Annotated in this window: 21 protein-coding genes and 1 riboswitch; of the genes, 11 read left to right on the top strand and 10 right to left on the bottom strand. The window is 49.7% G+C overall.

Annotation, left to right across the window (positions count from 1 at the left end; all coding sequences use genetic code 11):
- Positions 1-488 precede the first annotated feature (488 nt).
- Both prpB and ACZ5ZV_RS06995 read left to right on the top strand, forming a co-directional pair.
- Positions 489-1,388: a methylisocitrate lyase gene (gene prpB / locus ACZ5ZV_RS07000; RefSeq protein WP_464120710.1), complete on the top strand. Its 900-nt coding sequence runs from the start codon at positions 489-491 to the stop codon at positions 1,386-1,388.
- A gap of 219 nt (positions 1,389-1,607) precedes the next feature.
- Complete coding sequence (locus ACZ5ZV_RS06995; RefSeq protein WP_464120709.1) at positions 1,608-2,033, top strand: PDC sensor domain-containing protein; 426 nt, start codon at positions 1,608-1,610, stop codon at positions 2,031-2,033.
- On the opposite strand, the gene ACZ5ZV_RS06990 is transcribed toward ACZ5ZV_RS06995, so the two are convergent.
- Both ACZ5ZV_RS06990 and sugE read right to left on the bottom strand, forming a co-directional pair.
- Positions 2,030-3,835: a methyl-accepting chemotaxis protein gene (locus ACZ5ZV_RS06990; RefSeq protein WP_464120708.1), complete on the bottom strand. Its 1,806-nt coding sequence runs from the start codon at positions 3,833-3,835 to the stop codon at positions 2,030-2,032. The genes ACZ5ZV_RS06995 and ACZ5ZV_RS06990 overlap by 4 nt on opposite strands.
- 132 nt (positions 3,836-3,967) lie before the next feature.
- Positions 3,968-4,303 (bottom strand): quaternary ammonium compound efflux SMR transporter SugE, encoded by a 336-nt coding sequence (sugE, locus tag ACZ5ZV_RS06985; RefSeq protein WP_464120707.1) that lies wholly within the window; start codon positions 4,301-4,303, stop codon positions 3,968-3,970.
- Between the two features lie 23 nt (positions 4,304-4,326).
- A riboswitch (guanidine-III (ykkC-III) riboswitch) is annotated at positions 4,327-4,389 on the bottom strand.
- A gap of 173 nt (positions 4,390-4,562) precedes the next feature.
- On the opposite strand from sugE, the gene ACZ5ZV_RS06980 reads away from it, so the two are divergent.
- The 3 genes from ACZ5ZV_RS06980 to ACZ5ZV_RS06970 all read left to right on the top strand — a co-directional run bounded on the left by ACZ5ZV_RS06980 (position 4,563) and on the right by ACZ5ZV_RS06970 (position 8,668).
- Positions 4,563-5,582 (top strand): lipoate--protein ligase, encoded by a 1,020-nt coding sequence (locus ACZ5ZV_RS06980; protein ID WP_464120706.1) that lies wholly within the window; start codon positions 4,563-4,565, stop codon positions 5,580-5,582.
- Positions 5,583-5,792: 210 nt separating this feature from the next.
- Positions 5,793-6,941, top strand: a complete 1,149-nt coding sequence (locus ACZ5ZV_RS06975; RefSeq protein WP_464120705.1) for a metallophosphoesterase family protein — start codon at positions 5,793-5,795, stop codon at positions 6,939-6,941.
- Positions 6,942-7,018: 77 nt separating this feature from the next.
- Positions 7,019-8,668, top strand: a complete 1,650-nt coding sequence (locus tag ACZ5ZV_RS06970; protein WP_464120704.1) for a hypothetical protein — start codon at positions 7,019-7,021, stop codon at positions 8,666-8,668.
- Here the strand turns inward: ACZ5ZV_RS06970 and ACZ5ZV_RS06965 are convergent.
- Positions 8,665-9,033 carry a DUF1304 domain-containing protein gene (locus tag ACZ5ZV_RS06965; RefSeq protein WP_464120703.1) on the bottom strand — a complete coding sequence of 123 codons (369 nt, stop codon included), beginning with the start codon at positions 9,031-9,033 and terminating at the stop codon, positions 8,665-8,667. The genes ACZ5ZV_RS06970 and ACZ5ZV_RS06965 overlap by 4 nt on opposite strands.
- 184 nt (positions 9,034-9,217) lie before the next feature.
- Between ACZ5ZV_RS06965 and ACZ5ZV_RS06960 the strand changes: the two genes are divergently transcribed.
- The gene (locus ACZ5ZV_RS06960) at positions 9,218-10,384 is read left to right on the top strand and encodes a bifunctional 2-methylcitrate synthase/citrate synthase (protein ID WP_464120702.1); all 1,167 of its coding nucleotides are present in this window, start codon (positions 9,218-9,220) and stop codon (positions 10,382-10,384) included.
- An 88-nt stretch (positions 10,385-10,472) separates the two neighbouring features.
- Here ACZ5ZV_RS06960 and ACZ5ZV_RS06955 read toward each other — a convergent pair whose 3' ends face one another.
- Positions 10,473-11,057, bottom strand: a complete 585-nt coding sequence (locus tag ACZ5ZV_RS06955) for a hypothetical protein (RefSeq protein WP_464120701.1) — start codon at positions 11,055-11,057, stop codon at positions 10,473-10,475.
- A 124-nt stretch (positions 11,058-11,181) separates the two neighbouring features.
- On the opposite strand from ACZ5ZV_RS06955, the gene ACZ5ZV_RS06950 reads away from it, so the two are divergent.
- On the top strand, positions 11,182-12,261 hold the full coding sequence (locus tag ACZ5ZV_RS06950; RefSeq protein ID WP_464120700.1) for an alkaline phosphatase D family protein: 1,080 nt from the start codon (positions 11,182-11,184) through the stop codon (positions 12,259-12,261).
- Positions 12,262-12,263: 2 nt separating this feature from the next.
- Here ACZ5ZV_RS06950 and ACZ5ZV_RS06945 read toward each other — a convergent pair whose 3' ends face one another.
- The 3 genes from ACZ5ZV_RS06945 to ACZ5ZV_RS06935 form a co-directional block, all read right to left on the bottom strand.
- The gene (locus ACZ5ZV_RS06945) at positions 12,264-12,839 is read right to left on the bottom strand and encodes an alpha/beta hydrolase family protein (protein WP_464120699.1); all 576 of its coding nucleotides are present in this window, start codon (positions 12,837-12,839) and stop codon (positions 12,264-12,266) included.
- 135 nt (positions 12,840-12,974) lie between these two features.
- Positions 12,975-13,355: a group III truncated hemoglobin gene (locus ACZ5ZV_RS06940; protein WP_464120698.1), complete on the bottom strand. Its 381-nt coding sequence runs from the start codon at positions 13,353-13,355 to the stop codon at positions 12,975-12,977.
- A 67-nt stretch (positions 13,356-13,422) separates the two neighbouring features.
- On the bottom strand, positions 13,423-14,382 hold the full coding sequence (locus tag ACZ5ZV_RS06935) for a LysR substrate-binding domain-containing protein (protein ID WP_464120697.1): 960 nt from the start codon (positions 14,380-14,382) through the stop codon (positions 13,423-13,425).
- A gap of 190 nt (positions 14,383-14,572) precedes the next feature.
- Here ACZ5ZV_RS06935 and ahpC point away from each other — a divergent pair, with 190 nt between their 5' ends.
- The 3 genes from ahpC to ACZ5ZV_RS06920 all read left to right on the top strand — a co-directional run bounded on the left by ahpC (position 14,573) and on the right by ACZ5ZV_RS06920 (position 18,978).
- Entirely contained in the window at positions 14,573-15,139 is a 567-nt protein-coding gene (gene ahpC, locus ACZ5ZV_RS06930) for an alkyl hydroperoxide reductase subunit C (protein WP_464120696.1), read from the top strand.
- A 182-nt stretch (positions 15,140-15,321) separates the two neighbouring features.
- The gene (gene ahpF, locus ACZ5ZV_RS06925) at positions 15,322-16,887 is read left to right on the top strand and encodes an alkyl hydroperoxide reductase subunit F (protein ID WP_464120695.1); all 1,566 of its coding nucleotides are present in this window, start codon (positions 15,322-15,324) and stop codon (positions 16,885-16,887) included.
- Positions 16,888-16,998: 111 nt separating this feature from the next.
- Positions 16,999-18,978, top strand: coding sequence for a S9 family peptidase (locus ACZ5ZV_RS06920; protein ID WP_464120694.1), 1,980 nt, complete (start codon positions 16,999-17,001; stop codon positions 18,976-18,978).
- 39 nt (positions 18,979-19,017) lie between these two features.
- Here the strand turns inward: ACZ5ZV_RS06920 and ACZ5ZV_RS06915 are convergent, their stop codons facing one another.
- Positions 19,018-19,374 carry a VOC family protein gene (locus ACZ5ZV_RS06915; RefSeq protein WP_041577782.1) on the bottom strand — a complete coding sequence of 119 codons (357 nt, stop codon included), beginning with the start codon at positions 19,372-19,374 and terminating at the stop codon, positions 19,018-19,020.
- A 26-nt stretch (positions 19,375-19,400) separates the two neighbouring features.
- Between ACZ5ZV_RS06915 and pepN the strand changes: the two genes are divergently transcribed.
- On the top strand, positions 19,401-22,022 hold the full coding sequence (pepN, locus tag ACZ5ZV_RS06910) for an aminopeptidase N (RefSeq protein WP_464120693.1): 2,622 nt from the start codon (positions 19,401-19,403) through the stop codon (positions 22,020-22,022).
- Positions 22,023-22,084: 62 nt separating this feature from the next.
- On the opposite strand, the gene folE is transcribed toward pepN, so the two are convergent.
- Positions 22,085-22,795 (bottom strand): GTP cyclohydrolase I FolE, encoded by a 711-nt coding sequence (gene folE, locus ACZ5ZV_RS06905; RefSeq protein WP_464120692.1) that lies wholly within the window; start codon positions 22,793-22,795, stop codon positions 22,085-22,087.
- A gap of 61 nt (positions 22,796-22,856) precedes the next feature.
- A complete protein-coding gene (locus tag ACZ5ZV_RS06900; RefSeq protein WP_464120691.1) occupies positions 22,857-23,531 on the bottom strand; it encodes a PilZ domain-containing protein in 675 nt (224 codons plus the stop codon).
- Between the last annotated feature and the right edge of the window lies 1 nt (position 23,532).

Genomic DNA, 23,532 nt, shown 5'->3' with positions numbered 1-23,532 from the left:
GCTCCTGCCCTTGGCCCTACGGGCTGACGCGCAAAAATAGCATCCTGCTATTTTTGTCCTGCCTCGCTGGGGCCGGGCGTTCGCCCGGTTCGCGCTTCCTGCGCCCCCAGAGGTCCCTCCAAGTACAGCTTCCCACTCCCTTCAAGCTCATCGCTCTATAAGTTCATTTTGTTGACGCTTATACTTGAGCACTACTTGAAATGGACTGTGATAGGATGAACTGCTGAACCGGCGCTGCCGGACATTGAGAGATAGGCACTCTAAAAACTTTGTGTGTTTAGCTCTGAATCGAATAAAACATAAATGGATACACGATACCCGAGAGCTGCTTGGGGATGGGGAGGGGGCTTAGCCTTAAGCTCTTCACCAAGTTCCGCAGCAGCTCATCCCGAAGGGATGGCGTCCGCGAGGACTGTTCGCAGGGGAAGGGCTTAAGGCTAAGCCCCCTCCCCGTCCCCAAGCGGGTCGTGAGGAAGGATGAGGTTTGTATGTTGTTTCCTGAAATTACTCCTGCGCAGAAACGTAAGAATTTTAGAGAGGCTTTGAAGTCTGGCAAGCTTTTGCAGATGCCGGGGTCTTGGTCTCCGTTGGTTTCCATGGCGATTGAGAAAGCGGGCTTTGATGGGGTTTATATCTCTGGGTCTGTGCTTTCCAATGATCTGGGTTATCCTGATATTGGTCTGACTTCTTTGACTGAGGTGGCTCAGCGTGGTCGTCAGATTGCCCGCACGACAAAACTTCCGACCATTATTGATATCGACACGGGTTTTGGTGAACCGATGTCGGCGACTCGCACGGTTCAGGAAATGATTGAGATGGGTCTGGCGGGTTGCCACATTGAGGATCAAATCAATCCGAAGCGCTGTGGTCACCTGGATGGTAAAGGTCTTGTGACTCGTGATGAAGCGTCCCGCAAAGTGGCGGCGGCGGCTCGTGGTAAAGCGCTGGATGAAAACTTCCTTCTGATCGCTCGTACGGATGCCCGTGCTGTTGAAGGCTTGGATAAAGCCATTGACCGTGCGAAAGCTTACATTGATGCCGGTGCGGATTGTATCTTCACCGAGGCCTTGGAAAATGAAAAAGAATTTGAAACTTTCCGCAAGGCTGTGAATGTTCCGCTTTTGGCGAATATGACTGAGTTCGGTAAGGGCCGTTTGTACACTTACGAAGAGCTGTCCAACCTTGGCTACAACATCGTGATCTATCCTGTGACGACGTTCCGTCTGGCAATGGGTGCGACCGTGGCGGGCTTGAATGAAATCAAAGCCAAAGGCACTCAAGAAGGTCTTTTGGACAAAATGCAAACTCGCAAAGAACTGTATGCACTTTCTCGTTACGACGAGTACAACTCTTTCGACACCAGCATCTTCAACTTCACGCTGAAGTAAGAATGAAAAAGGGAGGCTCAAGCCTCCCTTTTTTTTGACCGTTCCCACTGTTTCTTTCAAACAGTGTATTTAAGAACTCCTCGCAATCTGTAATAAACTTGTCCTTTGACTCAGAGACGCGGACACCGTCGCCTAATTTCTAAAGACGCAAATTCCGACCAGAGTCTTATTTGTTTTTACGCCGAGGTCGGATGCGCAAAACTCCTCTAAGATGACTCAATGAAGAAAGAGTTCTCCTTACAGACCAAAATTTCCCTTCCTATTCTGACTATCACATTCATTGCTCTGGGACTTCTGACTTATTTTTCAGCCTCTCAAAGTTTTCAAAGTGCACGCAGCGACGCTGAATTTAAAGTCAGTAAATCTGCCGAGTCCTTCGCCAATGCCTTTAAAGCCGAGCTGGATGCAAGCCTTATGGTCGCCCAGCAGCTCGAGGCCTATCTGGAGACTCTTCGCCAACAAAAATCCAAACAGCGCTCCGAAGTCAACGCGGTCTTAAAGGCCATGCTGGAACAAGCCCCTTCTGTCTTTGGGGTGTGGGCCACTTTTGAACCCAATGCCTTCGATGGACAAGACGCACACTATCTGGGACAGCCCGGATACGAAAAGGTGGGCGGATTGAATTCCGTCGTTCACGGCAACTAGGCGGCGCTCAGCACCTTGACAGTGGCATTCATCACTTCAGATTTCTCACTGATGTTGGCGGCCGCTGTCACTATTTCACCGGCTTCAGAGGCGTTTTTCTGGATCACCTGATCCAATTGATTAATCGACACGTTGATTTGTTCAATTCCGGTGGACTGCTGCTGACTGGCGTCCGCAATTTCCTGATTCAACGCCGCGACTTTTTCAATGCTGGCGGACATTTGCTTTAGAACTTCACCATTTTCCCGCACCATGACGGTGCCCTGCTTGACCTGCGCCACGGATGCGGAGATCAAGTGATTAATATCTTTTGCAGCCGAAGCCGACCGCTGCGCCAGTGATCGCACAGCCTCTGCCACCACCGCAAAGCCCTTGCCATGCTCTCCGGCACGAGCCGCCTCGACCGAGGCATTCAAGGCCAGCAGGTTGGTCTGAAATGCGATGTCATCGATGATGTTGATGATCTCTTCGATTTTTTGTGACGACGACTCAATCGCCGTCATGGTTTGGACAAGCTCCAGAATTTTTGCCTCTCCGGTCTTGGCCAGCTTCGCGGATTCACCGGAAAGCAAGGCCGCATTTTGTGCATGGCCGGTGTTCAAACGCACCATTGAGGTGATCTCTTCCAACGACGCCACCGTTTCCTCGATGGAGGCCGCTGCCCGGGTCGAGGCTTCCGCCAGTAGACTCCCAGTCGTGTTTAAGTGCTCAAGATCCTCGGAAATACCATGAGAAGACTCGGTCAGCCCTGAAGACAGGGTGGAAATTTTCCGCTCGGATCTTTTCGCCCCCAGATACACCACGGACATCAGCAAAAGAAGACCCAGCAAAGAAAAACCCAGCTGCTTCCATAAGGACGAGTATGCAGCCGCCAGGATCGTTTTTTCTGGCGTGCGAATCACCAGCGTCCAGCTTTGCTCAAGATTATAGATGGGCACCGGCACCACCAAAACCACTTCTTTGCCGCGGGGACTGTCGACTTCCAAACTGCCAGACTCATGACGTTGGATCAAAGACTGAAGATCCGCATCGGCCTGATACGTCTGCATCACTTCCGCCTGTTCTGGACCTGCCACCACCATCATCTTATCCGAAAGCAAAAACGATTGAGAGTCGGCAAAGGGACGTACTTCTGTCACCAGTTTTTTGATATTATCCAGACTGATATCAATTCCCACAAGTCCCTTGGCTTCGCCCTGCTGCACGATAGTGTAGACAGCCGAGGTCATGACCAGCTCTTTGCCGTTGACGGTGTCCTTGTAGGGTTCCACCAGCATACTTTGTTTTCTTTGAATCGGCTGGAAGTACCAGTCCCCCAGATCCGGCGTTTCTTCATTCAGCAACGTCTTGTAGACGATCTTGTCACCCTGACGGACCCACCACGGATACACCCGTCCGGTCTTTTCATGCATCGGTGAGTTCATGTACTGGGCATCTTTGCCATCGTAGGCATCGGGCTCCCAAGCAGACCAGGTTGCCAGATACTGAGGATCGCTGCTTAAAACCTCACGCAAGGTCATATAGGCCTTGTTGCGATCCTGAAGATGATTCTGCACATCCATGGCCAAACTGCGCCCCACAACCTCGGCCTGCGCAAAAGATTTATCCAAATAGGTTTTGATCTGCTGAGAGTACTTCCGCCCCATCTCCAAAGTCAGAGCGTGCGCACTTTCTTTTGCATCCTTGAACGAATCCTGAACGGACAGTGCTGCAATACCTCCCAAAACCAAAGCTCCAACCACGGCAATGGGCAGGGTCAATTGTTGAGTGAATGAAAGTCTTTTGAATCCGCGAAACAACATGCTACAACTCCTGGGCTGTCTGAACCCTGAAAGATTCGGAACAAACCCGCGAGAGACAAAGAGGACCTATGTCCAGATCCTCTCTGAACGCTCTCTGAAGTTTGCGACTCCTCCCCCGATAAGGTGAGTTTTTTAGTGCCCACCGGCTGTGAGTTTCAGTCCAATGATGGATATCAACAAAAGACCTAGGAAGAACAGACGAGCTGGCGTGGCCGCCTCATTGAACAACATGATTCCCAGAACCGCAGCGCCAAGAGCACCGATACCAACCCACACCCCATACGCAGTCCCGATAGGAAGAACCGTCGCCGCACGAGACAGTAAAAACATACTGCCTGCCAAAGCAAGCAAAGTTAAAAGACTGGGTGTAAGCTTTGTGAAACCTTCGGTGTATTTAAGGCCGATGGCCCAACCGACTTCAAGAAGACCTGCGATTGCCAAAATAATCCATGCTACTGTGTTAGACATACCAACACTCCTTTCGTTAGAAAAAAGCGTCGTCTTGTCCTGACCGGGTACGTCGCACATCGTCCGGGCACATCAGTTGCGAAAACTGAAATACGGTAATATTTAATCGCAAAACACGGAAAAAGTAAAGACGCCGTTTAAGTCTTTCCCTCTAAATTGCCTTACTAAGTCCAGAGATCGCGCCAATTCCCCCACTGGACAAGCCCGATACCCTATACTCTTTCTTGACCCGTCGTCGACGGCAGACTAGGTTGGGCCCATGCAAAAACTTAAAGTATTTCTCTCTGACAGTTTGAATCCGCATTTGAATCTGGCAACAGAAGAATGGATCTTTCACAACCTGGATCCTTCCCAGCAGATCCTGTTTTTGTGGCGCAATGAAGAAACCGTTGTCATCGGGCGCAATCAAAATCCCTGGTCCGAATGCAACCTGGCGAAAATGAAAGAGGACAAGGTTCATCTGGCTCGCCGCACGACCGGCGGCGGAGCCGTTTTCCATGACCTGGGCAATACCAACTTCACTTTCCTTTCACCGAAAGAATCCTATAAGCGCGAAAACAATGTGCAGGTTATTTTCAACGCGCTTAAAAAGTTTGGCATTGAGGGGGAAGCCTCCGGTCGCAATGACCTGCTGATCCCGTTCCACGATGGACCGCGCAAATTCAGCGGCAGCGCTTATCGAGAAAAAAAGGACCGTGCCTTCCACCACGGCACTTTGCTGATGCATACGGATTTGGCGCGATTGGGGAACTATCTGACTCCGAACCCCAAGAAGCTTCAAGCCAAAGGCAAAGAATCCGTCCGGGCCCGCGTGGCGAATCTGAATGAGGTTTCAGCCTCTATCAACCACGACAATCTTGTCGGCCCGATGATCGAGGCCTTTGAAGGCTTCTATGGCGCCAAGGCTGAGATTGAGTCTTTGACCATGCAAAGTTTGCAGCAGATTCCTGAATTGAAAAGTCAGTACGACCAGCTGAGTTCGTGGGAGTGGCTGTACGGCAACACCCTGGAATTCAGCCATAAGATGGACGACTATCTGTCATTGGGCTTCTTTGATGTGCACTTCAAAGTGGAAGACGGACAGATCAAGGATTTGAAGTTCTATACGGATTGCCTGTATCCCACCGTGATTGAAGAGATCACCGAGGCTTTGCGCAACAAACCGTACAAGGGCGAAACTGTCCACGCCGAGATGTCCGCTATCATCAAGGCCCATCCAGATCTTCAAACAGGCTTAAGTGAACTGCGCGACTGGATTTGCAAAAACATCGAAATCTAAACCGCTAAACAAACAGATCCTGGCGGAGAGACCGTCAGGATCTTGTCCTTGATCGGGTTTATTACAACCTCTCTGATTCCATTTTTTATTTCACAGAAACTGTCTAAAGCTCCTGCAGAAAATACGACTTAGACCTGAGTCCATTTTACATACACCCAATCCACATTAATTCGACTTAATGTTTTCGACCTTTGTTACGATACAAACTGTATGAAAACAAAAGCCACCGCCTCCATCCAATTCCTTGCGGCCTTTTTTCTCGTTTCTGGCTTAGCCGCATGTATGCCCCAAAACTCTGATGTTCTCAGCACGGTTCCACCCGGCTCTGATTCAGATTCTGAAAGTTCGTTCACTGATCCGGGCAGCAAGGATCCCTCCTCGCCGACTCCCCCCACCACGCCCCCCGAACAAGGCGGCACTATCGAGGACAGTGCAAGGTCTTTAAAGATCCATGCCTTTGCGGATATGAACATCGACACCAGTGGCACCTATGCCAGCAGCACTATTTCGATTGTAAAATCCATGATCGCACGCCAGCCGGCGGCCATTTTGGGTGTGGGTGATTATATCGACGGCGAAAAAAAGACCTTGTCCGACAGCACCTACGTGAATATGTGGAACTCGTTTTCAAAAAAGGTTCTCTCCCTGATGCGCACCGCGGGTCTGCCGTTTTTACCGACACCGGGAAATCATGATGCCTACTACAGCCAGGAACGAAAAATCTATGACAGTTTCTGGAGCGAAAACAAACCCAACGTGGAATATGTCGATGATGACAATTTTCCATTTTATTATTCCTTCATCAAAGAGGATGTCTTCTTTGTCTCTTTGGATGATGCGAACTACTCAAAACTTTCCAACCGCACGGCTCAGTTGAACTGGCTCAAGGCACAACTGTCTTCGGCCCGCGCCCAAGGAGCTCGCGCTCGCGTGGTCTATGGACACATCCCGCTTTATTCGATCGTCAGCAGCAAGGCCAACAGCTCGACGGTTTATGAAAACGGCGTCCTGTCTCAAGAACGCCGCACAGCGGGATCTTTTACTCTGGAGTCCATTCTTTTAAGCAATAAAGTGGATCTGGTGATCTTTGGACATTCTCACGGATTTTATTCCGGGCATTACACCTATGCTGATGGAAAAAAACTTCAAGTGGTGTCCATGCCGTGTGCCGGAAGCGCTCCCCGATACCTCGTCGGAACAAACATTAGAACTCCGCAAGGTTACGTCGAACTTGTTTTCTCTGAAACAAATCAGCTTTCCATTCGTTACTACAACTCCTCAGGGACACTGCAAAGTCTTAGTTCGCTTCCTGCCTCTCTGACTTTGGATGCCAAAAATGGAGTGAGGTACGTTCGCTGAAAAACCTTGCAATAAAATAACTTGGTTTTCGACATACCGGGAAATAGTCTCCGTCCCCATTATACGGAGACTATCCCATGTTTGCCTCACTCATGTCCCTTGTTCTTTTCAGTTCCAATGCCCACGGCTATCTGGACCCGCAATTTGATAAACATGCAATCAGAACTTATAATATCGAGGTGCCCGGCAAAGCCCTGCGCGAAAAATGTTATCTACTGCAAAGATTCCCCGGCTTGGAAAACAAAATCAACAAAGACGAAGACAGCCTGTGCGCAATGAATCTTTATGCCTCGTATGGCGATCATCCCAAACTGAAGACCTTCTACAGCTGTCCGAAAGTGAACAGCACCTCCGTGGCGGTGGAATACTATGAAGTCCCTGCCAGAATGACAGAGGCACAGTTCCAGAAAACCATCTGCCCTCTTTCGCGCTCTGAAAAAAAGAAAATGAAAGCCCGTCTGGGATATCCGGACAAAGAGGCGAAATTCAAGTTTGCGGCTCCCGGAGTTTCCGTAGGAAGTATTCTGGGATACTCTCGTCTGGCTCAGCTGTTTAAGTCTGTGGAGGTTCCGGCCAGCGTTCTGCGCACGGTGGATCTGGACACGGTGTTAAATCACGCCTTGGCCGGTCGTTATCTGGGACTGCAAATGGGTAACACATATCTGAATCAATACTGGTACGATCAGATCGGCCATCTGGTACGCGCCAAGCACGGCAATGTGTCCCAGTTGCCGGATGTCTATACCAAGCCGCCCCACGGTCTGGGCATTGTACCGGCTTCGTTCTATAAAGATGGCAAGCGCCGTGGTTTATCGACCAACGGCACTGCCTACTGGTCAACTCGCATCCTGACTGAAGACAAGCGTCAGGTCTTTGGCGTGCTGGCGGAAAATCCGGGCAACGAAGAATTATATGCCGAAGCCTTTGGCCTGAAACAGGACAAAACCCGCATTGATCAGTTCCGCAATAGCAGCGTTTTCTGGCCGCTGCTGAAGGACCCGCGACCGATTTCGCAAATCCTAGGCAGCACCGAGCTGGCCAAAGCCGGTCAGAAAATGCTGGGCATGCAGGAGACATCTGACATGCTGGTGATGGACTTCCTGCTGGACCAGGCTGACCGTATCGGCAATATCCACTACAAGCGTCGCCACTTCTTTAAAACAGCACAGGGAAAAGTGGATGATATTTCCGACAAAAAATACCGCGAACTTCTAGCCAAAGCGCCCCCCCAGCTGACGCCGGCTGAAGCTGAAATGTTGAGCGCGATCAAAGAAACCGGAGTTTCCTTGAAAGTGATGCTTTTGAAAGACAACGATGGCGGTTTTGATATGAACACGGCAAAGAAATATCACCTGATTGCCGACACCAAGAAGGCCTCTGCCACCTATGACAGCTGGAAAGGAAATCCCGATCTGTACCTGAATGCCACCATGGTGGTGCGACATTTCAGCCCGATGGTTTATAAGGGCGTCATCCAGTTGCACAATCAGGTCTTCGGCAATCCAGAATCCCAAGTCGCCATGGAGACCTTCTTCCGCAACTCTTTGCAGTTCACCGCCGCGGAATACACGATATTCAAGAACAACCTGTTAAGTCTGTACCGGGCGCTTTATGACAACTGCAAAAAAGGAAATCTGCATCTGGATTTGGATCTGAAGAACTATTTTTCAGCAAATCCACAGCCGATCCTGACGACGACTCCGGGTGTGTGTGAAGGGCAGTTTTAAGTTAGAAACGGGATCAGGGCGATCACTGCCGGAACAATTTGCACCAGGGCCGCCCGCCACAAGCGACGTGACGACAGAATCAATACCAGGCCCGCCGCGATAATAGAGACCAGACCATAGATCACCAGCGTGGTGCCTGCGGCGCGAGTGATCTCCCCTGTTCGCAAATGCAGGCCGAGCAAAATCGCCACAGCCAGGAACAGATTGTAGAACCCTTGATTGAAGGCCATCAGTTTAGTGGTGGCAGCTTCGGCTTCCGTGACACCGAAAGTCTTATTGGTTCTTTTACGCCCCCAAAGCAGGCTTTCCAGAGTAAAAATGTACACATGAATAAGTGCCGGAACGAGGGCGAATGATAATTCCATCGTTAAAGTGTGCTCAAACCTAGGGGGATCCGTCAATCCCGCCGCTGCGCAAAGCAGAGTCCGTGCACCAACTCTTGACCGCCTTCTGGGGCCGCGCTAGCTTTGGTCGTTAATCATTAGCAATATAACGCACCGATTCCTGAATGTATTAGGAACCGCCTGCGCGGATTTCGCCGGAGGAAAAATGGCTGAGTATATCAATCCAGATTATGTTCCAGAACCAGAGAAGATGAACGTTAAGAAAGGTCTTGATGGCGTTGTGATGGATACGTCTTCCGTATCCAAAGTAAACCCTCACACCAACTCTTTGATCTACCGTGGTTACCCGGTTCAGGATCTGGCAGAAAACTGCTCTTTCGAAGAAGTGGCTTTCTTGATGTATAATGGTGAGCTGCCAAACGCTGCTCAGCTTGCGGATTTCACCAAGAAAGAACGCAGCTACCGTGAAATCTCCACCACTTTGTTGAACGTGATCAAAGCGCTCCCACAAAAGTGTCACCCAATGGATTCCATCCGCACGGCTGTGTCCTTCCTGGGTGCTGAAGACGCTCGTATCTGGGATTCAACTCCTGCGACAAACATGGACAAAGCCATGATGTTGCTTGCGAAAATCCCAACGATGGTGGCAGCGGACTACCGCTTCAAAAAAGGTTTGGATTTCATCCCACCTAAGTCTGATCTTTCCATCGCTGAAAACTTCTTCCACATGTGCTTCGGTAAAGTTCCACAAAAAGAAGTTGTTAAGGCATTCGACGTTTCTTTGATCCTTTACGCCGAACACAGCTTCAACGCGTCCACGTTCACTGCGCGTGTTGTAACTTCCACTCAGTCTGACATCTACTCTGCAACTGTTGCAGGCATTGGTGCACTGAAAGGACCTTTGCACGGTGGTGCGAACGAAATGGTTATGCACATGATGAAAGAAATCGCTGACCCAGCAAAAGCAGAACAGTGGATGCTGGATGCATTGGCACAGAAGAAAAAAGTCATGGGCTTCGGTCACCGCGTTTACCGCTCCGGCGACTCTCGCGTTCCAACCATGAAGAAGTATGCGCAAATCATGGCTGACGTGACTGGCGAACAAAAGTGGATGCAGATGTATGCAGCCCTTGAAAAAGTCATGGTTGAGAAGAAGAAAATCTATCCTAACTTGGACTTCCCAGCAGGTCCTGCTTACTACATGATGGGCTTTGAGATCGACTTCTTCACTCCGATCTTTGTGATGGCTCGTACGACGGGCTGGTCTGCTCACATCATGGAACAAGCTGCTGACAACCGCATCATCCGTCCTCTTTCTGAGTACGTGGGTGCAGAACAGCGCAAAGTGACTCCATTGAGCGAGCGCAAATAGTTTTTAACCAAAAGTTAAAACGAAAAAAAGGGAGCCTCTTGGCTCCCTTTTTTTTTACGCACAGTTTTTGCAAAAGTAAGCAGGTACCTTAGTTGAAGGCAATCATTTTGGCGTCAAAGTGCAGACGCTCCTGATTGTATTCCGCCAGAATTTTTTCCGCCCGAGCGGCCAGCTCTCTGTCCTGAGCCGATGCGTACTCCAAAACTGTGCGCGTGGTATTCACCGCCAGTACGTAATCGCTCTTACGCATCAGATTCTGGAAATCAAACTCGTAAAGTTTTTTGAATTTGTTGCCGGACGAACGACGCATCTTCATCAGATTGGTCACAGAGCTTAAGTGCCCCAGAACACGCTGCGAGTACTCGACTTTGACAAGATCAAGGTCAATGCCCTTTTTCCAACGCTCCAAGCGCCCCATCGAGGCCACTTCCAAATAGCGCACGATTTGCTGATCCAACGCCTCTGCTGAGGTGTTGGCGCGCTTCAGTCCCAAACGCACCGCTTGCTGTCGTTTTTCCTGCGCCATTCTTTGAACAGATGCGCCCTTTGTCGGCTGTCTCAGTCTGAGATTCATTCGCTCAAGTGAAGCTAATGAAAGCTCAGCTGTAAAAACAGTCAGGGTCACAAAGAAAGCCGTCAGTATTCTGCCTAAGAGGATCGTTTTACTTGTCATGCCTCAGAATCAATACAAGCTCCGTGCCGTGGATTATTTTGAGACAAAAGGGTTGCCAAAACAGACCCGGATGCATGAAATAAAAACCCGGTTTCCAATTTCCAACCTCCACCAGGGAGACTTCATGACAAGACTTGTGTTGTTGCTGGCATTACTGGTCACAGCCTGCGCACAAAATCCAAAAAATCGCGACACTGGTGTCACCCAGATAGCCCCTGTGGCAACGACCTATGTTTCCGCTCTGCCCTCCCGGGGGATTGATTATTCTGCGACCCTGCGCCGTATTGCCTTTAGTTCCTGCGCCAATCAGGACGAACCTCAGCCGCTTTGGAAAACCATCAGCGCCACAGAGCCTGATCTGTTTCTTTTTGCCGGCGACAATGTTTACGCCAGCAGCCCGTACCAACAGCCCATCGCCGAACAGTACCGCAAACTGGATTTGATCCCGGAATACCGCACCGTGCGCGAAAAGGTGCCCTTCATGGCCACCTGGGATGACCACGACTTTGGAATGCGCGACGGTGGAAATGAATGGACTGGCAAGGATGCCGCTCGCAAGGACTTCGTGAACTATTGGACTTACACCCGCAACAGCATGCCCCTTGAGCAGCGCGGAGTTTACCACAGCAAAATCATCGGCCCCAAAAAGCACCTGGTTCAAGTCATAATGCTCGACACCCGCTACTATCGCAGTCCCCTGAAAGAAAAAGCCGGCTTTGAAGGAAAGGCCATGCACTACGAACCCAGTCTTGATGGCACTGTGCTGGGTGAAAACCAGTGGGCGTGGCTGGAAGCCCAGCTCAAGCGTCCTGCACAAGTCCGCCTGATCGTCAGCAGTATTCAGGTCATTGCTGAAGATCCGCCGTTTGAAAAATGGAGCAACTTCCCCAAAGAACGTCAGCGCCTTTTTGATTTAATCAAAAAAACCAAGGCGAAAAATGTCGTCATTTTCAGTGGGGATCGTCACATGGCCTCTATTTCCAAGCTGGAACTTCCCGGCTATGGGCCTTTGTACGACATCACAGGTAGCTCCATCAATCGCGCTAACAACTATCGGGACGCCGACCGGCACTACATCGGCCCCGTGTACAACAAAGAAAACTTTGGCTTGGCCGAAATCGACTGGAAGCGCAAGTCAATGAAAGTGGACATTCGCAATATGCAAAATGAGGTTGTGAATACGGTCACAATAAAGTTGAAGTAAATTTATTCATCCGTTAGATGCCAGTTCACAGAACCATGCTCTTCACGCGAACTGCCAAAGAGCGTGCGGGCCCAAAGAACAATTTCTTCGACGGCCGTTTCCAGGTGAGCTTCATCCACGACGATGCTGGGAATATCCAATCGGGCAATTCGATTGCGACTGTCATCTGTGGGACTTTCAACGAAGACCAGACCCTTTAATATATCAGTCCGGAGACTGGCCTCGGCCAGAAACTCAGCACCCACGCTGACACCCACACCGAAAATTCGGTTCTTATCAACCTCGCCATAATCTTCCAAAAAGTGCAAAGCTGCCAGGATATCCTGCAGCCGCTTAAAGGGCGATTCCCAGGGCTGCGGAGCCGTTTCGTCATCTCCGAAATAGTTATGATCCATGACCAGGGTGACAAACCCCTGATGACTGACTTGCCGAGCCAGATAATCCACCACCTGAGCTGTGGCTCCGGTCATGGCCCCCTCAAAAAGGCAGGCGGCCAGAACATCCTCATTGGATTCAGGAAGATAAAGAGTTCCCTCAAGAAGACGTCCCTGCGATGCAAAGTTGACTGTGAGTTTCATAAAGAACCTCCGCGGCTTTTTCCATTTAAGCACTCTCCGCAGAGCTTCTCTAAGCGTCCGGCGCAGCTGTGCAACAATACAAGGTTCTCAAAAGCCCCTCTGCATTCCGGCACACGCTCAACGTCTGGTAAGAAGTTAATCCAAACTGATCAGATTCAAATTGATCATAAAATTCCTGGCAATGCGATAAGCCCGGTGTTTGGCTTCATCTGCCTTCAGCCCCACAAAATATTCATCCACCGTCGCCACAAACAAACGCAGCCACTGTTCGAAATGTCCGGGCTGTAAATTCAGTTTCATGTGCGGAGGAAAGGGTCGGCCCCGATAGGAGTCCTCCCCCAAAAGAAGATCGGCCCAGAAATTATACAGCTTGGGCAGATGTTCATCCCAGTCAACTTGCGCCACATCCGTAAAGATCGGCCCGATATACCCATCAGCCCGCACCTTGGCGTAAAAGCTGTCCACTAAAATTCGGATGTCATCACGAGACTCAAGGGGTTTGCGTTTTATTTCCATGCTGGACCTTTCTTTTACCCATAAGGTTACCACAAAATTCCCGGCCGCCCGACCGCTCACTTAAAAATCAAGATATCGGTAAAACATCCAGATCTTTAGAGCGAATACGTCGCAGTTCTTCCGGAATCGACTTCAAAATCGCCTCACCCAGGGCTTCGATCAATTCGCTCTTGTAGTGTTCGCGACGGTACACCAACCCTATTTCACGAGCCGGAATGGGGCGCTCAAACTGCACAATCTGACTGCGATCCCCGACTTGTTCTGTTGCCAGATAAGGCAGCAACGTGTAGCCGCCGTATAGATCCACCAGATTCTTCAGGGTCTCCAGACTGCCGCTTTCAAACTTGTAGCGTCTTCCTGCGCCTTTATTCTTTTTGACCGAACACAAGTCCAAAACCTGATTACGCAGACAGTGGCCCTCTTCCAGCAGCCAGATGTCCTCCATGCTCAGACTTTGATATTTGATTTTCTTCTGGTGGGCATATTCATGATCTTTTTCACACAGCACATAGAACGGTTCATAGTACAGCGGATATTCGAACATCTTGGCCACCTGAGTGGGGGTCGCCAAAATTCCCACGTCGATCTCATCATCATCCAGAGCTTTTAAAATCTGCTCCGTTTGCAGTTCCTTGATATTCAGTTCGACCTCTGGGAAAAGCTCTTCGCACATCGGCAAAAGTCGAGGCAACAGATAGGGTGCGACCGTAGGTATGACACCAATAGACAAAGAACCTTGCTTAGCCCCTTTGGTTTCCTGCTGAATAATGCTGCCGATTTTCTTGGCCTCAAACAGAACTGTCTGCATTTGAGAAATCAGTTTCTTACCCATTTGAGTCAAAAGGATCGGCTTTTTGGAGCGATCGAAGATCACAATCCCCAGATCCTCCTCCAGCTTCTGTATTTGCATGCTAAGCGTAGGTTGAGTCACAAAGCAGGCCTGAGCCGCCTTGGCAAAATGTCCGTACTTATGGACAGCCATGACGTATTCAAGCTGCGTCAGAGAAAAGTTCACTTTTGGGCCCATACAGCCTCCTGGAAGGCATTATGCCGCAATAGACAAAATCTATCAATAGATACTTATAATCGATTTCACTAAAAGAGGTTGATCCCTTATTCTCAAAGACGAAAGATGTCTGCTAGCAATTAACAATGCTGGTGGACCTATAACTTGGCCATTGGCCCGAATACAAACCACTTTTATTCAAGGAGAATAAATGCAAACTCTGATCAACACGCAAGTGCCAGAATTTAAAGTTCAAGCTTATCACAACAACGACTTTAAGACTGTGACTCACAACGATCTTAAAGGTAAATGGTCTATCTTCTTCTTCTACCCTGCGGACTTCACATTTGTTTGCCCGACTGAGTTGGGTGACATGGCTGACAAATACGCTGACTTCCAAAAATTGGGCGTGGAAGTTTACAGTGTTTCCACAGACACTCACTTCACTCACAAAGCTTGGCATGATGCTTCTGACACAATCAAAAAGATCAAGTACCCAATGCTTGCGGACCCTACCTTCCAATTGACTCGCGCTTTCGGCGTGCACATTGAAGAAGAAGGTCTTGCTTACCGCGGTACTTTCCTGGTGAACCCTGCTGGTAAAATCGTACTTGCAGAAGTTCAGGACAACGGTATCGGCCGTAACGCTGATGAGTTGTTCCGTAAAGTTCAAGCGGCTCAATACATCGCTGCAAACCCAGGCGAAGTATGCCCAGCTAAATGGACTCCAGGCAAATCCACATTGAAACCAGGCTTGGACCTAGTAGGTAAAATCTAAGATTTTACCCAGAAGCGAGTCCCCGCGAAAGCGGGGACAAGCCCACCCCGAACCGCAAAACAGAAATTAGCTGAAAGCATCAAATGCAAGGCGGGAGAAGGAAGGCGTACTCCTCGTACGCTGACGCCGACCAACGCAGTCAGTTGGTGCTTTCAGGTAATTTCCCCCGAACGGAGGCCAATATGTTAGATCAAGGTCTAAAAGAACAACTTCAGTCCGTCTTCGCCAACCTGGAAAACACTGTCGAACTGGTTTATGAAAACAGCTCCCACGAAGACAACAAAGAACTTGTTGAGATGCTTCAGGATGTCGCCAGCACTTCGGATAAAATTGTTGTGCGCAAAAACGAATCCGGCAACTCCCCGGCTCCTCTGTTCCATATCGAGTACAAAGGAAAACCGACAGGCATTTCTTTTAAGGGCATTCCAGGTGGTCATGAATTCACCACCTTGATTCTGGCAATTCTCAACACCGACGGCAAAGGCAAACCGCTGGACAGCGTGATTGCGGCTCGCGCAAAACGTCTGAAAAAGAACATCACCATTCAGTCTTACATCTCTTTGACCTGTGAAAACTGTCCGGACGTGGTTCAGGCGATCAATCAGATCGCGCTGGCTCACGGAAGCATCAAGCACGAGATCATTGATGGAGGCTATGTTCAGGACGACATCCAGAAGCTGGGCATCCAGGGGGTCCCAAGTCTGGTGGCCAACTCCAAGATGTTCCACTCCGGCCGAATTCAGTTGCTGGATCTGATCACGAAACTGGAAGCCACCTTCGGCGTGGACGACAGTGCCGCTCCGGCAGAGCCTGTGAACGCCAACCTGGGACACTTTGACGTTCTGGTTGTCGGCGGAGGTCCTGCGGGGGCTTCTGCAGCGATCTACACGGTTCGCAAAGGTTTGAGCACTGCGATGATCACGGAAAAAATCGGCGGTCAGGTTCAGGAAACAAAAGGCATTGAAAATCTGATCTCTGTGACTTACACGGAGGGGCCGCAACTGGCTGCCCAACTGAATCAACACATTGCCAGCTACCCTATTAAGGTATTTGAAAACCGTCGTGTGAAGAAAATTCTGACCGAGGGCAAAACAAAAACGATCGAGCTGGAAAGTGGCGAACACATGACCGCAGATTCTGTCATCATCACCACCGGCGCCAAATGGCGTGAACTGGGTGTGGAAGGTGAAAAAGAATATCTGGGCCGTGGCGTGGCTTACTGCCCTCACTGTGACGGTCCTTTTTATAAGGATAAAAAAGTCGCGGTTATCGGCGGCGGCAACTCGGGCGTTGAGGCGGCGATTGACTTGGCGGGTATCGTTCGTGAAGTCGTGGTCTTTGAATACAATGAACAACTGAAAGCCGATAAGATTCTAGTGGACAAACTAAAGTCCCTGCCCAACGCTTCGATCATCACCAATGCCAAGACTGAAAAAGTCATTGGCGACGGTCAAAAAGTTCAGCAGATCCAGTACCTGGATCGTGGCTTGAATAAAACTGAAAAAATGGATCTCGATGGTATCTTTGTACAGATCGGTCTGGTTCCCAACAGTCAGTTCCTGAAAGACACAGTGGAGCTGACGAAGTTTGGTGAAATCATCGTCGATGAAAAAGGTCGCACCTCAGCCAAGGGCATCTACGCTGCTGGTGACGTGACAACGACGCCCTACAAGCAGATCGTCATTGCCATGGGTGAAGGAGCCAAAGCCGCTCTGGCAGCCTTTGAAGACCGCATGTATCACTCTTGATACAAAAGGGCCCCTCCGGGCCCTTTTTTTCTATTCTGCGTAATAAATCCCCCCCACTTGACTCCGATAGAGGCTGACCTACGATAAGACTCCAAAACAGGAGTCCATTTAATGAAGACAGTCTTTAATGTGCCTTTTTTTACTGCCCTGATTTTCGCCCTGAGTGGCTGCCAGTCTTTAAGCAAGAAAGATACTGTGAACGCCGACTACATACCACGTGAAGTTCTTTTCGGAAATCCGGACATCACCGGTATTAAAATCAGTCCGGATGGAAAATATGTGGCCTATCTTTCAACGCACAAAGGTGTTCTGAACATCTGGGTTCAGGAATTTGGAAAGCCGCAAACCGCGAAGCCCGTCACTCACGACACCAAACGCGGGATCTTTCGCTACAACTGGACATACACTCCGGGCACTTTGATCTTCAGTCAGGACGTGGCGGGCGATGAAAATTATGGCCTGTACACTTTGAATGTGGCCAATGGCGAAATTAACGAAATCACCAAGCCTGGAAAAACAACCTCCCAGATTGCTGAAACCAGCCATCTTCGACCTAACGAAGTCGTGATTATTTCAAACGAACGTGATCCAAAGTTTTTTGACTACAAGATCCTGAACCTGGCTTCCAAGGCGACCACGGATCTTTTTACCAACACAGAAAACTTCGCTGGTATTCTGTTTGATAAAAACTTCCGCCCGATTCTGGCCAGCAAATCCAACAAGGACGGCTCCTCCACACTTTTCCTCTGGGACCAAAAAAACAAAAAATTCACAAAGAAAAGTGTGATTCCGTTTGAAGACAGCATGACCTCTTCAGCCGTGGACACATCCCATGACGGCAGCAAGGTTTATCTGGTCGACAGCCGCAAGCGTGACAAGGCTGCATTGGTCGAGTGGGATCTGAAATCTGATAAAACAAAAGTGCTTGCTTCGGACGAACGTTCTGATATTCAGAACCTGCAGATGCATCCGCAGACAGGAAAGCTTTTGTGGGCGTCATCTTATTACCTGAAACGAGACATTCAGTTCTTCGACAAAGAATTCCAACGGCATTTTGAAAACATTGAGAAAAAACTCAACACAGAAATTTCTGTGACCTCCATGAGCTTGGATGGAAATCACTGGGTGATCTTCGCCGATTCCACGGACAAACCTGTGGCGTTCTATTTTTATGATGTCACAACCCAGGCCTTAAGCGAACCCCTGTATCACACCAAGTCCCTAATTCCATACGCCGATCGCATGAGTCCGATGGAGGCCGTCGAAATCCCGTCTCGTGACGGATTTCAACTGGTGTCCTATCTGACCCAGGCCCGCAAACCTGCGGGAAAATCTCTGATCCTGTTTGTTCACGGCGGACCTTGGGGCCGCGATGATTACGGTTACAATCCTTACCATCAATGGCTTGCGGATCGTGGCTACAATGTCCTAAGCGTCAATTTCCGTGCATCGACTGGTTTCGGGAAAAAGTTCCTGAACGCTGGCGACAAACAATGGGGTCGCAAAATGCATGACGATCTGATTGATGCCGTAAACTGGGCCGTTAAGAATGGCTACGCTGATCCAAGCCAGGTCGCTATTATGGGAGGGTCTTATGGTGGGTACGCAGCCTTGGCGGGCGTGACCTTCACGCCGGACACCTTTGCCGCAGCCGTGGATATCGTGGGCCCTTCCAACTTGGAAACATTGCTAAATACGGTGCCCCCCTACTGGGAAAGCTTCCGTGCGAATTTGTACAAACGCGTAGGGGACCCTACCACCGTCGCAGGCAAAAAGCTTTTAAAAGAACGCTCTCCTCTGACTCATGTGGATAAGATCAAAAAGCCACTTTTGATTCTTCAAGGAGCTAATGATCCGCGTGTGAAAAAGAACGAAGCAGATCAAATCTATAACGCTATGGTGTCGAAAAAGATCCCTGTGGAATACGTGCTCTTCCCGGATGAAGGCCATGGTTTTGCCAAAGCGGCGAACAACATGGCGGCGAATGCCATCACGGAAGAGTTCCTGCAGAAATATCTGAAAGGGCGCCTGGAGCCGATCGAGACTCACGTTAAGGCCTCTTCCGCCCAGTTCATCACAACGCCTCAATAAAGAGCCAAAAGCAAAAGCCCCGGGTGACCGGGGCTTTTTTTATAGTTCGCACAGTTCGATGGAATGGCCATCCGGGTCCAAGACAATGGCCTTCTTGCCGTCGGGCATATCTGTCGGGTCCAAAATACACATGGCTCCGGGAACTTTCACAAGCTCCTGCACGGTCTTTTCCAGGTCCGTGATCTTAAAGCCCAGCTGCAGGCTCGGAATCTGAGACCTCTGCGGGTTTTGGATATTGTACAGGGAAAATTCCACGCCATTGTGAACGGCTCTGTGGACTTCACTCCCCTTATCAACTTTTGACGCTGTAAATTGAAAGCCGATAATTCGATAAAAACCCAACATGCCCTGTAGCTGCGTGGTGTTTATTGTGATAGAAGTGAAAAGTAAACTCATCTGCCCATTATCCGAATCGAGGCCTTATGAAACAAGAGAAAATTTATCTGAAAGACTATAAAGCCCCCGCCTTTGCGGTGGATTCTGTAAACCTCGACTTCAATCTAAATGAGGACTTTTGTCGAGTTGTGGCAAAGAGCCAGGTTCGCAGAACCGAAGCTGGCGCTGCGCTCCGCTTAAATGGCGAGGAATTGAAGCTGGTCAGTATCAAAATCAACGACCAAGCGCTTAGCAAAGACCAATATCAAATCACGGCAGAAGAGCTGATTGTTCCGTCAGTTCCCGACAGCTTCAGCTTGGAAATTGAAACAGAACTGCAACCGCAAAACAACACATCTCTGGAAGGGCTTTACAAGTCCAATGGGATTTTCTGCACTCAGTGCGAGGCTCAGGGCTTCCGCAAGATCACCTTCTTCTTTGACCGCCCGGATGTGATGACTTCCTATTCTGTCACCATCGAAGCGGACAAACAAAAGTACCCGGTTCTGCTGTCCAACGGAGATCGCATCAAAATTGAAGACCTGGGTAACGGCCGCCACAAAGCCTTCTGGAAAGATCCGCACAAAAAGCCGTGCTATCTTTTTGCCTTGGTGGCAGGCGACCTTGGGGTTATCCGCGACACCTTCACCACTGTGAATGGTCGTAAGGTGAACCTGGAAGTCTATGCCGCTCATGGCAAACAAGAGCGCTGCTGGCACGCGATGGATTCCCTGAAGAAATCAATGAAGTGGGACGAAGAGGTCTTTGGCCTTGAGTATGATCTGAATGACTACATGATTGTGGCCATTGACGATTTCAATGCAGGCGCCATGGAAAACAAGGGACTGAACATCTTCAACTCTCGCCTGGTTTTGGCAGATTCCAACTCGGCAACTGATGTGGATTTCCACAGCATTGAATCTGTTGTGGCTCACGAATACTTCCACAACTGGACTGGCAACCGCGTGACTTTACGTGACTGGTTCCAGTTGTCTTTGAAAGAAGGTTTGACGGTCTTCCGTGATCAGGAATTCTCTGCTGATATGACCGATCGTGGTGTGCAGCGTATTGAGGACGTCGATGCCTTGCGTGCCGGTCAGTTTGCCGAAGACGCGGGCCCGAATGCCCACCCGGTTCGCCCGGAATCCTGCATGGCCGTGGATAACTTCTTCACCATGACAATTTACGAAAAAGGATCTGAAGTCATCCGCATGATGCAGACTATTGTGGGTCGCAAAGGATTCCGCAAGGGCATGGATGAATACTTCCGTCGTCATGACGGTCAGGCTGTCACCATCGAGGACTTTGCTTCGGCCATCGCGACTCCCAACGGCAAGGACTTCACTCAGTTCCGTCGCTGGTATCATCAGGCGGGAACTCCTGTAGTCACAATTCAGGAAAGTTTTGATGCTGACAAAGGTGAGCTGACTGTGACGCTGGAACAAAGCTGCCCAGCCACTCCAGGCCAGCCGCACAAAGACCCATTCCATATTCCATTGATGATGGGACTTTTGGACAAATCCGGCAATGAACTGACACTGAGCTGCGATAAGATCACAGTGAACAGTGATGGTAAAAGCCTGATTGAACTTAAAGAGCAAAAAGAAGTTTACACTTTCAAAGGTCTGAAAGACCGCCCGGTTCTTTCAGTGCTGCGTGAATTCTCGGCGCCGGTAAACCTGAAATGGGAAGCCTCTGAGGAAGATTTGTACTTCCTGATGGAAAAGGACACAGACTCTTTCAATCGCCGTGAAATGGCTCAGAAGATCTCTTTGCGCTTGCTGCGCAACTTGATCGGACAAGCCCGCAACAAGCAGACTTTGGCCGTGGACCCACGCTTTGTAAAAGCCGTCAGTGCCACGATTGCCGATGAATCCATGGATCCGTCCTTCAAAGCCAAGATGTTGCAGCTGCCAAGCTACGCCGTCTTGGCACAGGAAGAATCCGTTCTGGATGCCGAGGCCTTCTATCAGGCCCGCACAGCTCTTCGCCAGGCTATCGCCAAAGAAAACCGCGGCGCTTTGCTGAACATCTATCGCAAGTTCCATAATGTGGAACCGAAAAGCCGTGACACCAAGGTCTTTGGCCATCGCTCTTTGAAAAATCAGGCCCTGGCTTACTTGGCAGAACTGCATGACCCGGAAATCATGGAAGCTGTGAATAAACAGTACTGGGAAGCACAGAACATGACGGACCGTATGACCGCCATGATGATTCTGGCAGACTCCGAATCTGCTCACCGTGAAAAAGCTCTTCAGCACTTCTATGAAGACTGGAAAGATGATTCCGTGGTTCTGAATAAATGGTTTACCGCACAGGCGACAACCAACCGCAAGCAGGTTCTGGAAGACGTCAAAGCTTTGACGAAGCATCCGGCGTTCAACATCACAAATCCGAACAACGTCTATTCATTGCTGCGTGCCTTTGGTGCGAATCTGGTTCGTTTCCATGACCCTAACACCAACGCTTACGAGTTCTATGCTGACAAGATCCTTGAGATCGACACCAAGAACCCGCAAGTGGCCGCCCGCCTTTGTGCAGCCTTCAACTTTGTTCAGAAGCTGGAGCCTGCCATGAAAGAAAAAGCCCTGACTCAAATCAAACGCATGGTCGCAGTGGAGTCCTTGTCCAAGAACTCCCGAGAACTGCTACAATCAGCCCTGTCCTAAAAAACAAAAAGGGAGGCTACAGCCTCCCTTTTTTTCGCAACGCTTCCGCAAAAGTAAGTACCTTAGAATTTGGTGCGGCAGTGCTGCAGGAACTCTTCACGCGTTTCCATGCGGGTTTTAAAGTGACCACGCAAATCCGCTGTCGAGGTCGTGCTGGAGGTGTCTTCAATGCCTCTCATCATCACACAATAGTGCTTGGCATTGATATGAACCGCCACATGCTCCGTTCCCAGGATGTACTGCAAACAGTCCACGATCTGCTTGGTCAGGCGTTCCTGAACCTGAGGACGTCTTGAAAAATACTGTACAATGCGGTTGATCTTGGAAAGACCAATGACTTTTTTATTGGGGATATAAGCCACAGTGGCAAAGCCATCAATGGGCAAAAAATGGTGTTCGCAGAAAGACAAACAGCCGATATTTTGAACCACGATCATCTGATCATAGTTCATCTTGTTTTCGATCACTGTCATTTTCGGGAACTTTTTCGGATCCAACCCACCGAAGACTTCATTCACGTACATTTTCGCCACTCGGCGTGGCGTTTCACGCAAACTGTCATCCTCCAGATCCAATCCCAGGGTCTGCATGATATCAGTGAATTTCTCCGTGATCCGATCGATCTTTTCCTCATTGGTCAGACCGTTATGCACCATGGGAGTCGGACGCACGTTTTCCAGAATTTGTTTCACAGTCGGAGATCCGTCAGACAGCAAAGCGTCCTCTTTATTCTTGGCTGCTTTCTTGGATGTCTTCTTTGTTGTTTTCGCCATGCGACCACCTTGTTGGAAAAGCCCACTTATGCCCTAAAAATAGCAGAGACGAAAGAGGATTCTATGTTTTTTGCAGATTTTGACTGGAAAGCCACTGACGAAGCAGCTCTTTTTCGCTGGAATTCAGGTCTGCGAAATGAACGCGCAGGATTCCGCCCTGCAAGTCAATCACCTTGGCGGCACACTGAATATCATTGATCTCGGAAAGCTGAACAGAGACCGTCTGTCCCTTTTGGTAAGACACCCCCTCCGGGACCGCGATGCGGGCGCCGGTATAGGACAGATCCACAGTCTGCGCTTCCACACGCCCCTCTAGGAGCACAGAGGTGGCCACCACGTAACGGTCGCCCGTGGGTGCAAACCAATTCTGACGGCGATCCAGATAAGGATAACGGAAGAACGAAAACACAGTCCCGACAATAAACACAACAATAAGGCAATCCAACAGTCGTGCTGAGCTGATGATGGGGTCTACCGTATTAAACTCCTGAATCAGATGATAAGAGGTGTTCACGACAAAGGCCGCACACAGAACAACCCCGAGAATCCATGAGGATTTGTGACGAATCATCAGCGTCACTCCCGCACCGAAAACGAAAATCCAGCTGAGCCAATTCAGAATAGACACGCCAGATCTTTGCATCATCAATGCATCCAACATCGGCGTCAGGATCAGCACCGCCGCAGCCATTTCAACCGTCCGAGGACGTTGTAGTGTGGTTGTTTTTGTTTCCATG

It is taken from the genome of Bdellovibrio sp. HAGR004, assembly GCF_055397015.1.
Note: the sequence above shows the minus strand (reverse complement) of the source record. Positions and strands in the feature narration are given on the sequence as shown.

Excerpts from the sequence above, each read along its gene's own strand:
- prpB (WP_464120710.1), top strand. The coding sequence starts at position 489 with ATGTTGTTTCCTGAAATTACTCCTGCGCAGAAACGTAAGAATTTTAGA.
- ACZ5ZV_RS06995 (WP_464120709.1), top strand. The coding sequence starts at position 1,608 with ATGAAGAAAGAGTTCTCCTTACAGACCAAAATTTCCCTTCCTATTCTG.
- ACZ5ZV_RS06990 (WP_464120708.1), bottom strand. The coding sequence starts at position 3,835 with ATGTTGTTTCGCGGATTCAAAAGACTTTCATTCACTCAACAATTGACC.
- sugE (WP_464120707.1), bottom strand. The coding sequence starts at position 4,303 with ATGTCTAACACAGTAGCATGGATTATTTTGGCAATCGCAGGTCTTCTT.
- ACZ5ZV_RS06980 (WP_464120706.1), top strand. The coding sequence starts at position 4,563 with ATGCAAAAACTTAAAGTATTTCTCTCTGACAGTTTGAATCCGCATTTG.
- ACZ5ZV_RS06975 (WP_464120705.1), top strand. The coding sequence starts at position 5,793 with ATGAAAACAAAAGCCACCGCCTCCATCCAATTCCTTGCGGCCTTTTTT.
- ACZ5ZV_RS06970 (WP_464120704.1), top strand. The coding sequence starts at position 7,019 with ATGTTTGCCTCACTCATGTCCCTTGTTCTTTTCAGTTCCAATGCCCAC.
- ACZ5ZV_RS06965 (WP_464120703.1), bottom strand. The coding sequence starts at position 9,033 with ATGGAATTATCATTCGCCCTCGTTCCGGCACTTATTCATGTGTACATT.
- ACZ5ZV_RS06960 (WP_464120702.1), top strand. The coding sequence starts at position 9,218 with ATGGCTGAGTATATCAATCCAGATTATGTTCCAGAACCAGAGAAGATG.
- ACZ5ZV_RS06955 (WP_464120701.1), bottom strand. The coding sequence starts at position 11,057 with ATGACAAGTAAAACGATCCTCTTAGGCAGAATACTGACGGCTTTCTTT.
- ACZ5ZV_RS06950 (WP_464120700.1), top strand. The coding sequence starts at position 11,182 with ATGACAAGACTTGTGTTGTTGCTGGCATTACTGGTCACAGCCTGCGCA.
- ACZ5ZV_RS06945 (WP_464120699.1), bottom strand. The coding sequence starts at position 12,839 with ATGAAACTCACAGTCAACTTTGCATCGCAGGGACGTCTTCTTGAGGGA.
- ACZ5ZV_RS06940 (WP_464120698.1), bottom strand. The coding sequence starts at position 13,355 with ATGGAAATAAAACGCAAACCCCTTGAGTCTCGTGATGACATCCGAATT.
- ACZ5ZV_RS06935 (WP_464120697.1), bottom strand. The coding sequence starts at position 14,382 with ATGGGCCCAAAAGTGAACTTTTCTCTGACGCAGCTTGAATACGTCATG.
- ahpC (WP_464120696.1), top strand. The coding sequence starts at position 14,573 with ATGCAAACTCTGATCAACACGCAAGTGCCAGAATTTAAAGTTCAAGCT.
- ahpF (WP_464120695.1), top strand. The coding sequence starts at position 15,322 with ATGTTAGATCAAGGTCTAAAAGAACAACTTCAGTCCGTCTTCGCCAAC.
- ACZ5ZV_RS06920 (WP_464120694.1), top strand. The coding sequence starts at position 16,999 with ATGAAGACAGTCTTTAATGTGCCTTTTTTTACTGCCCTGATTTTCGCC.
- ACZ5ZV_RS06915 (WP_041577782.1), bottom strand. The coding sequence starts at position 19,374 with ATGAGTTTACTTTTCACTTCTATCACAATAAACACCACGCAGCTACAG.
- pepN (WP_464120693.1), top strand. The coding sequence starts at position 19,401 with ATGAAACAAGAGAAAATTTATCTGAAAGACTATAAAGCCCCCGCCTTT.
- folE (WP_464120692.1), bottom strand. The coding sequence starts at position 22,795 with ATGGCGAAAACAACAAAGAAGACATCCAAGAAAGCAGCCAAGAATAAA.
- ACZ5ZV_RS06900 (WP_464120691.1), bottom strand. The coding sequence starts at position 23,531 with ATGGAAACAAAAACAACCACACTACAACGTCCTCGGACGGTTGAAATG.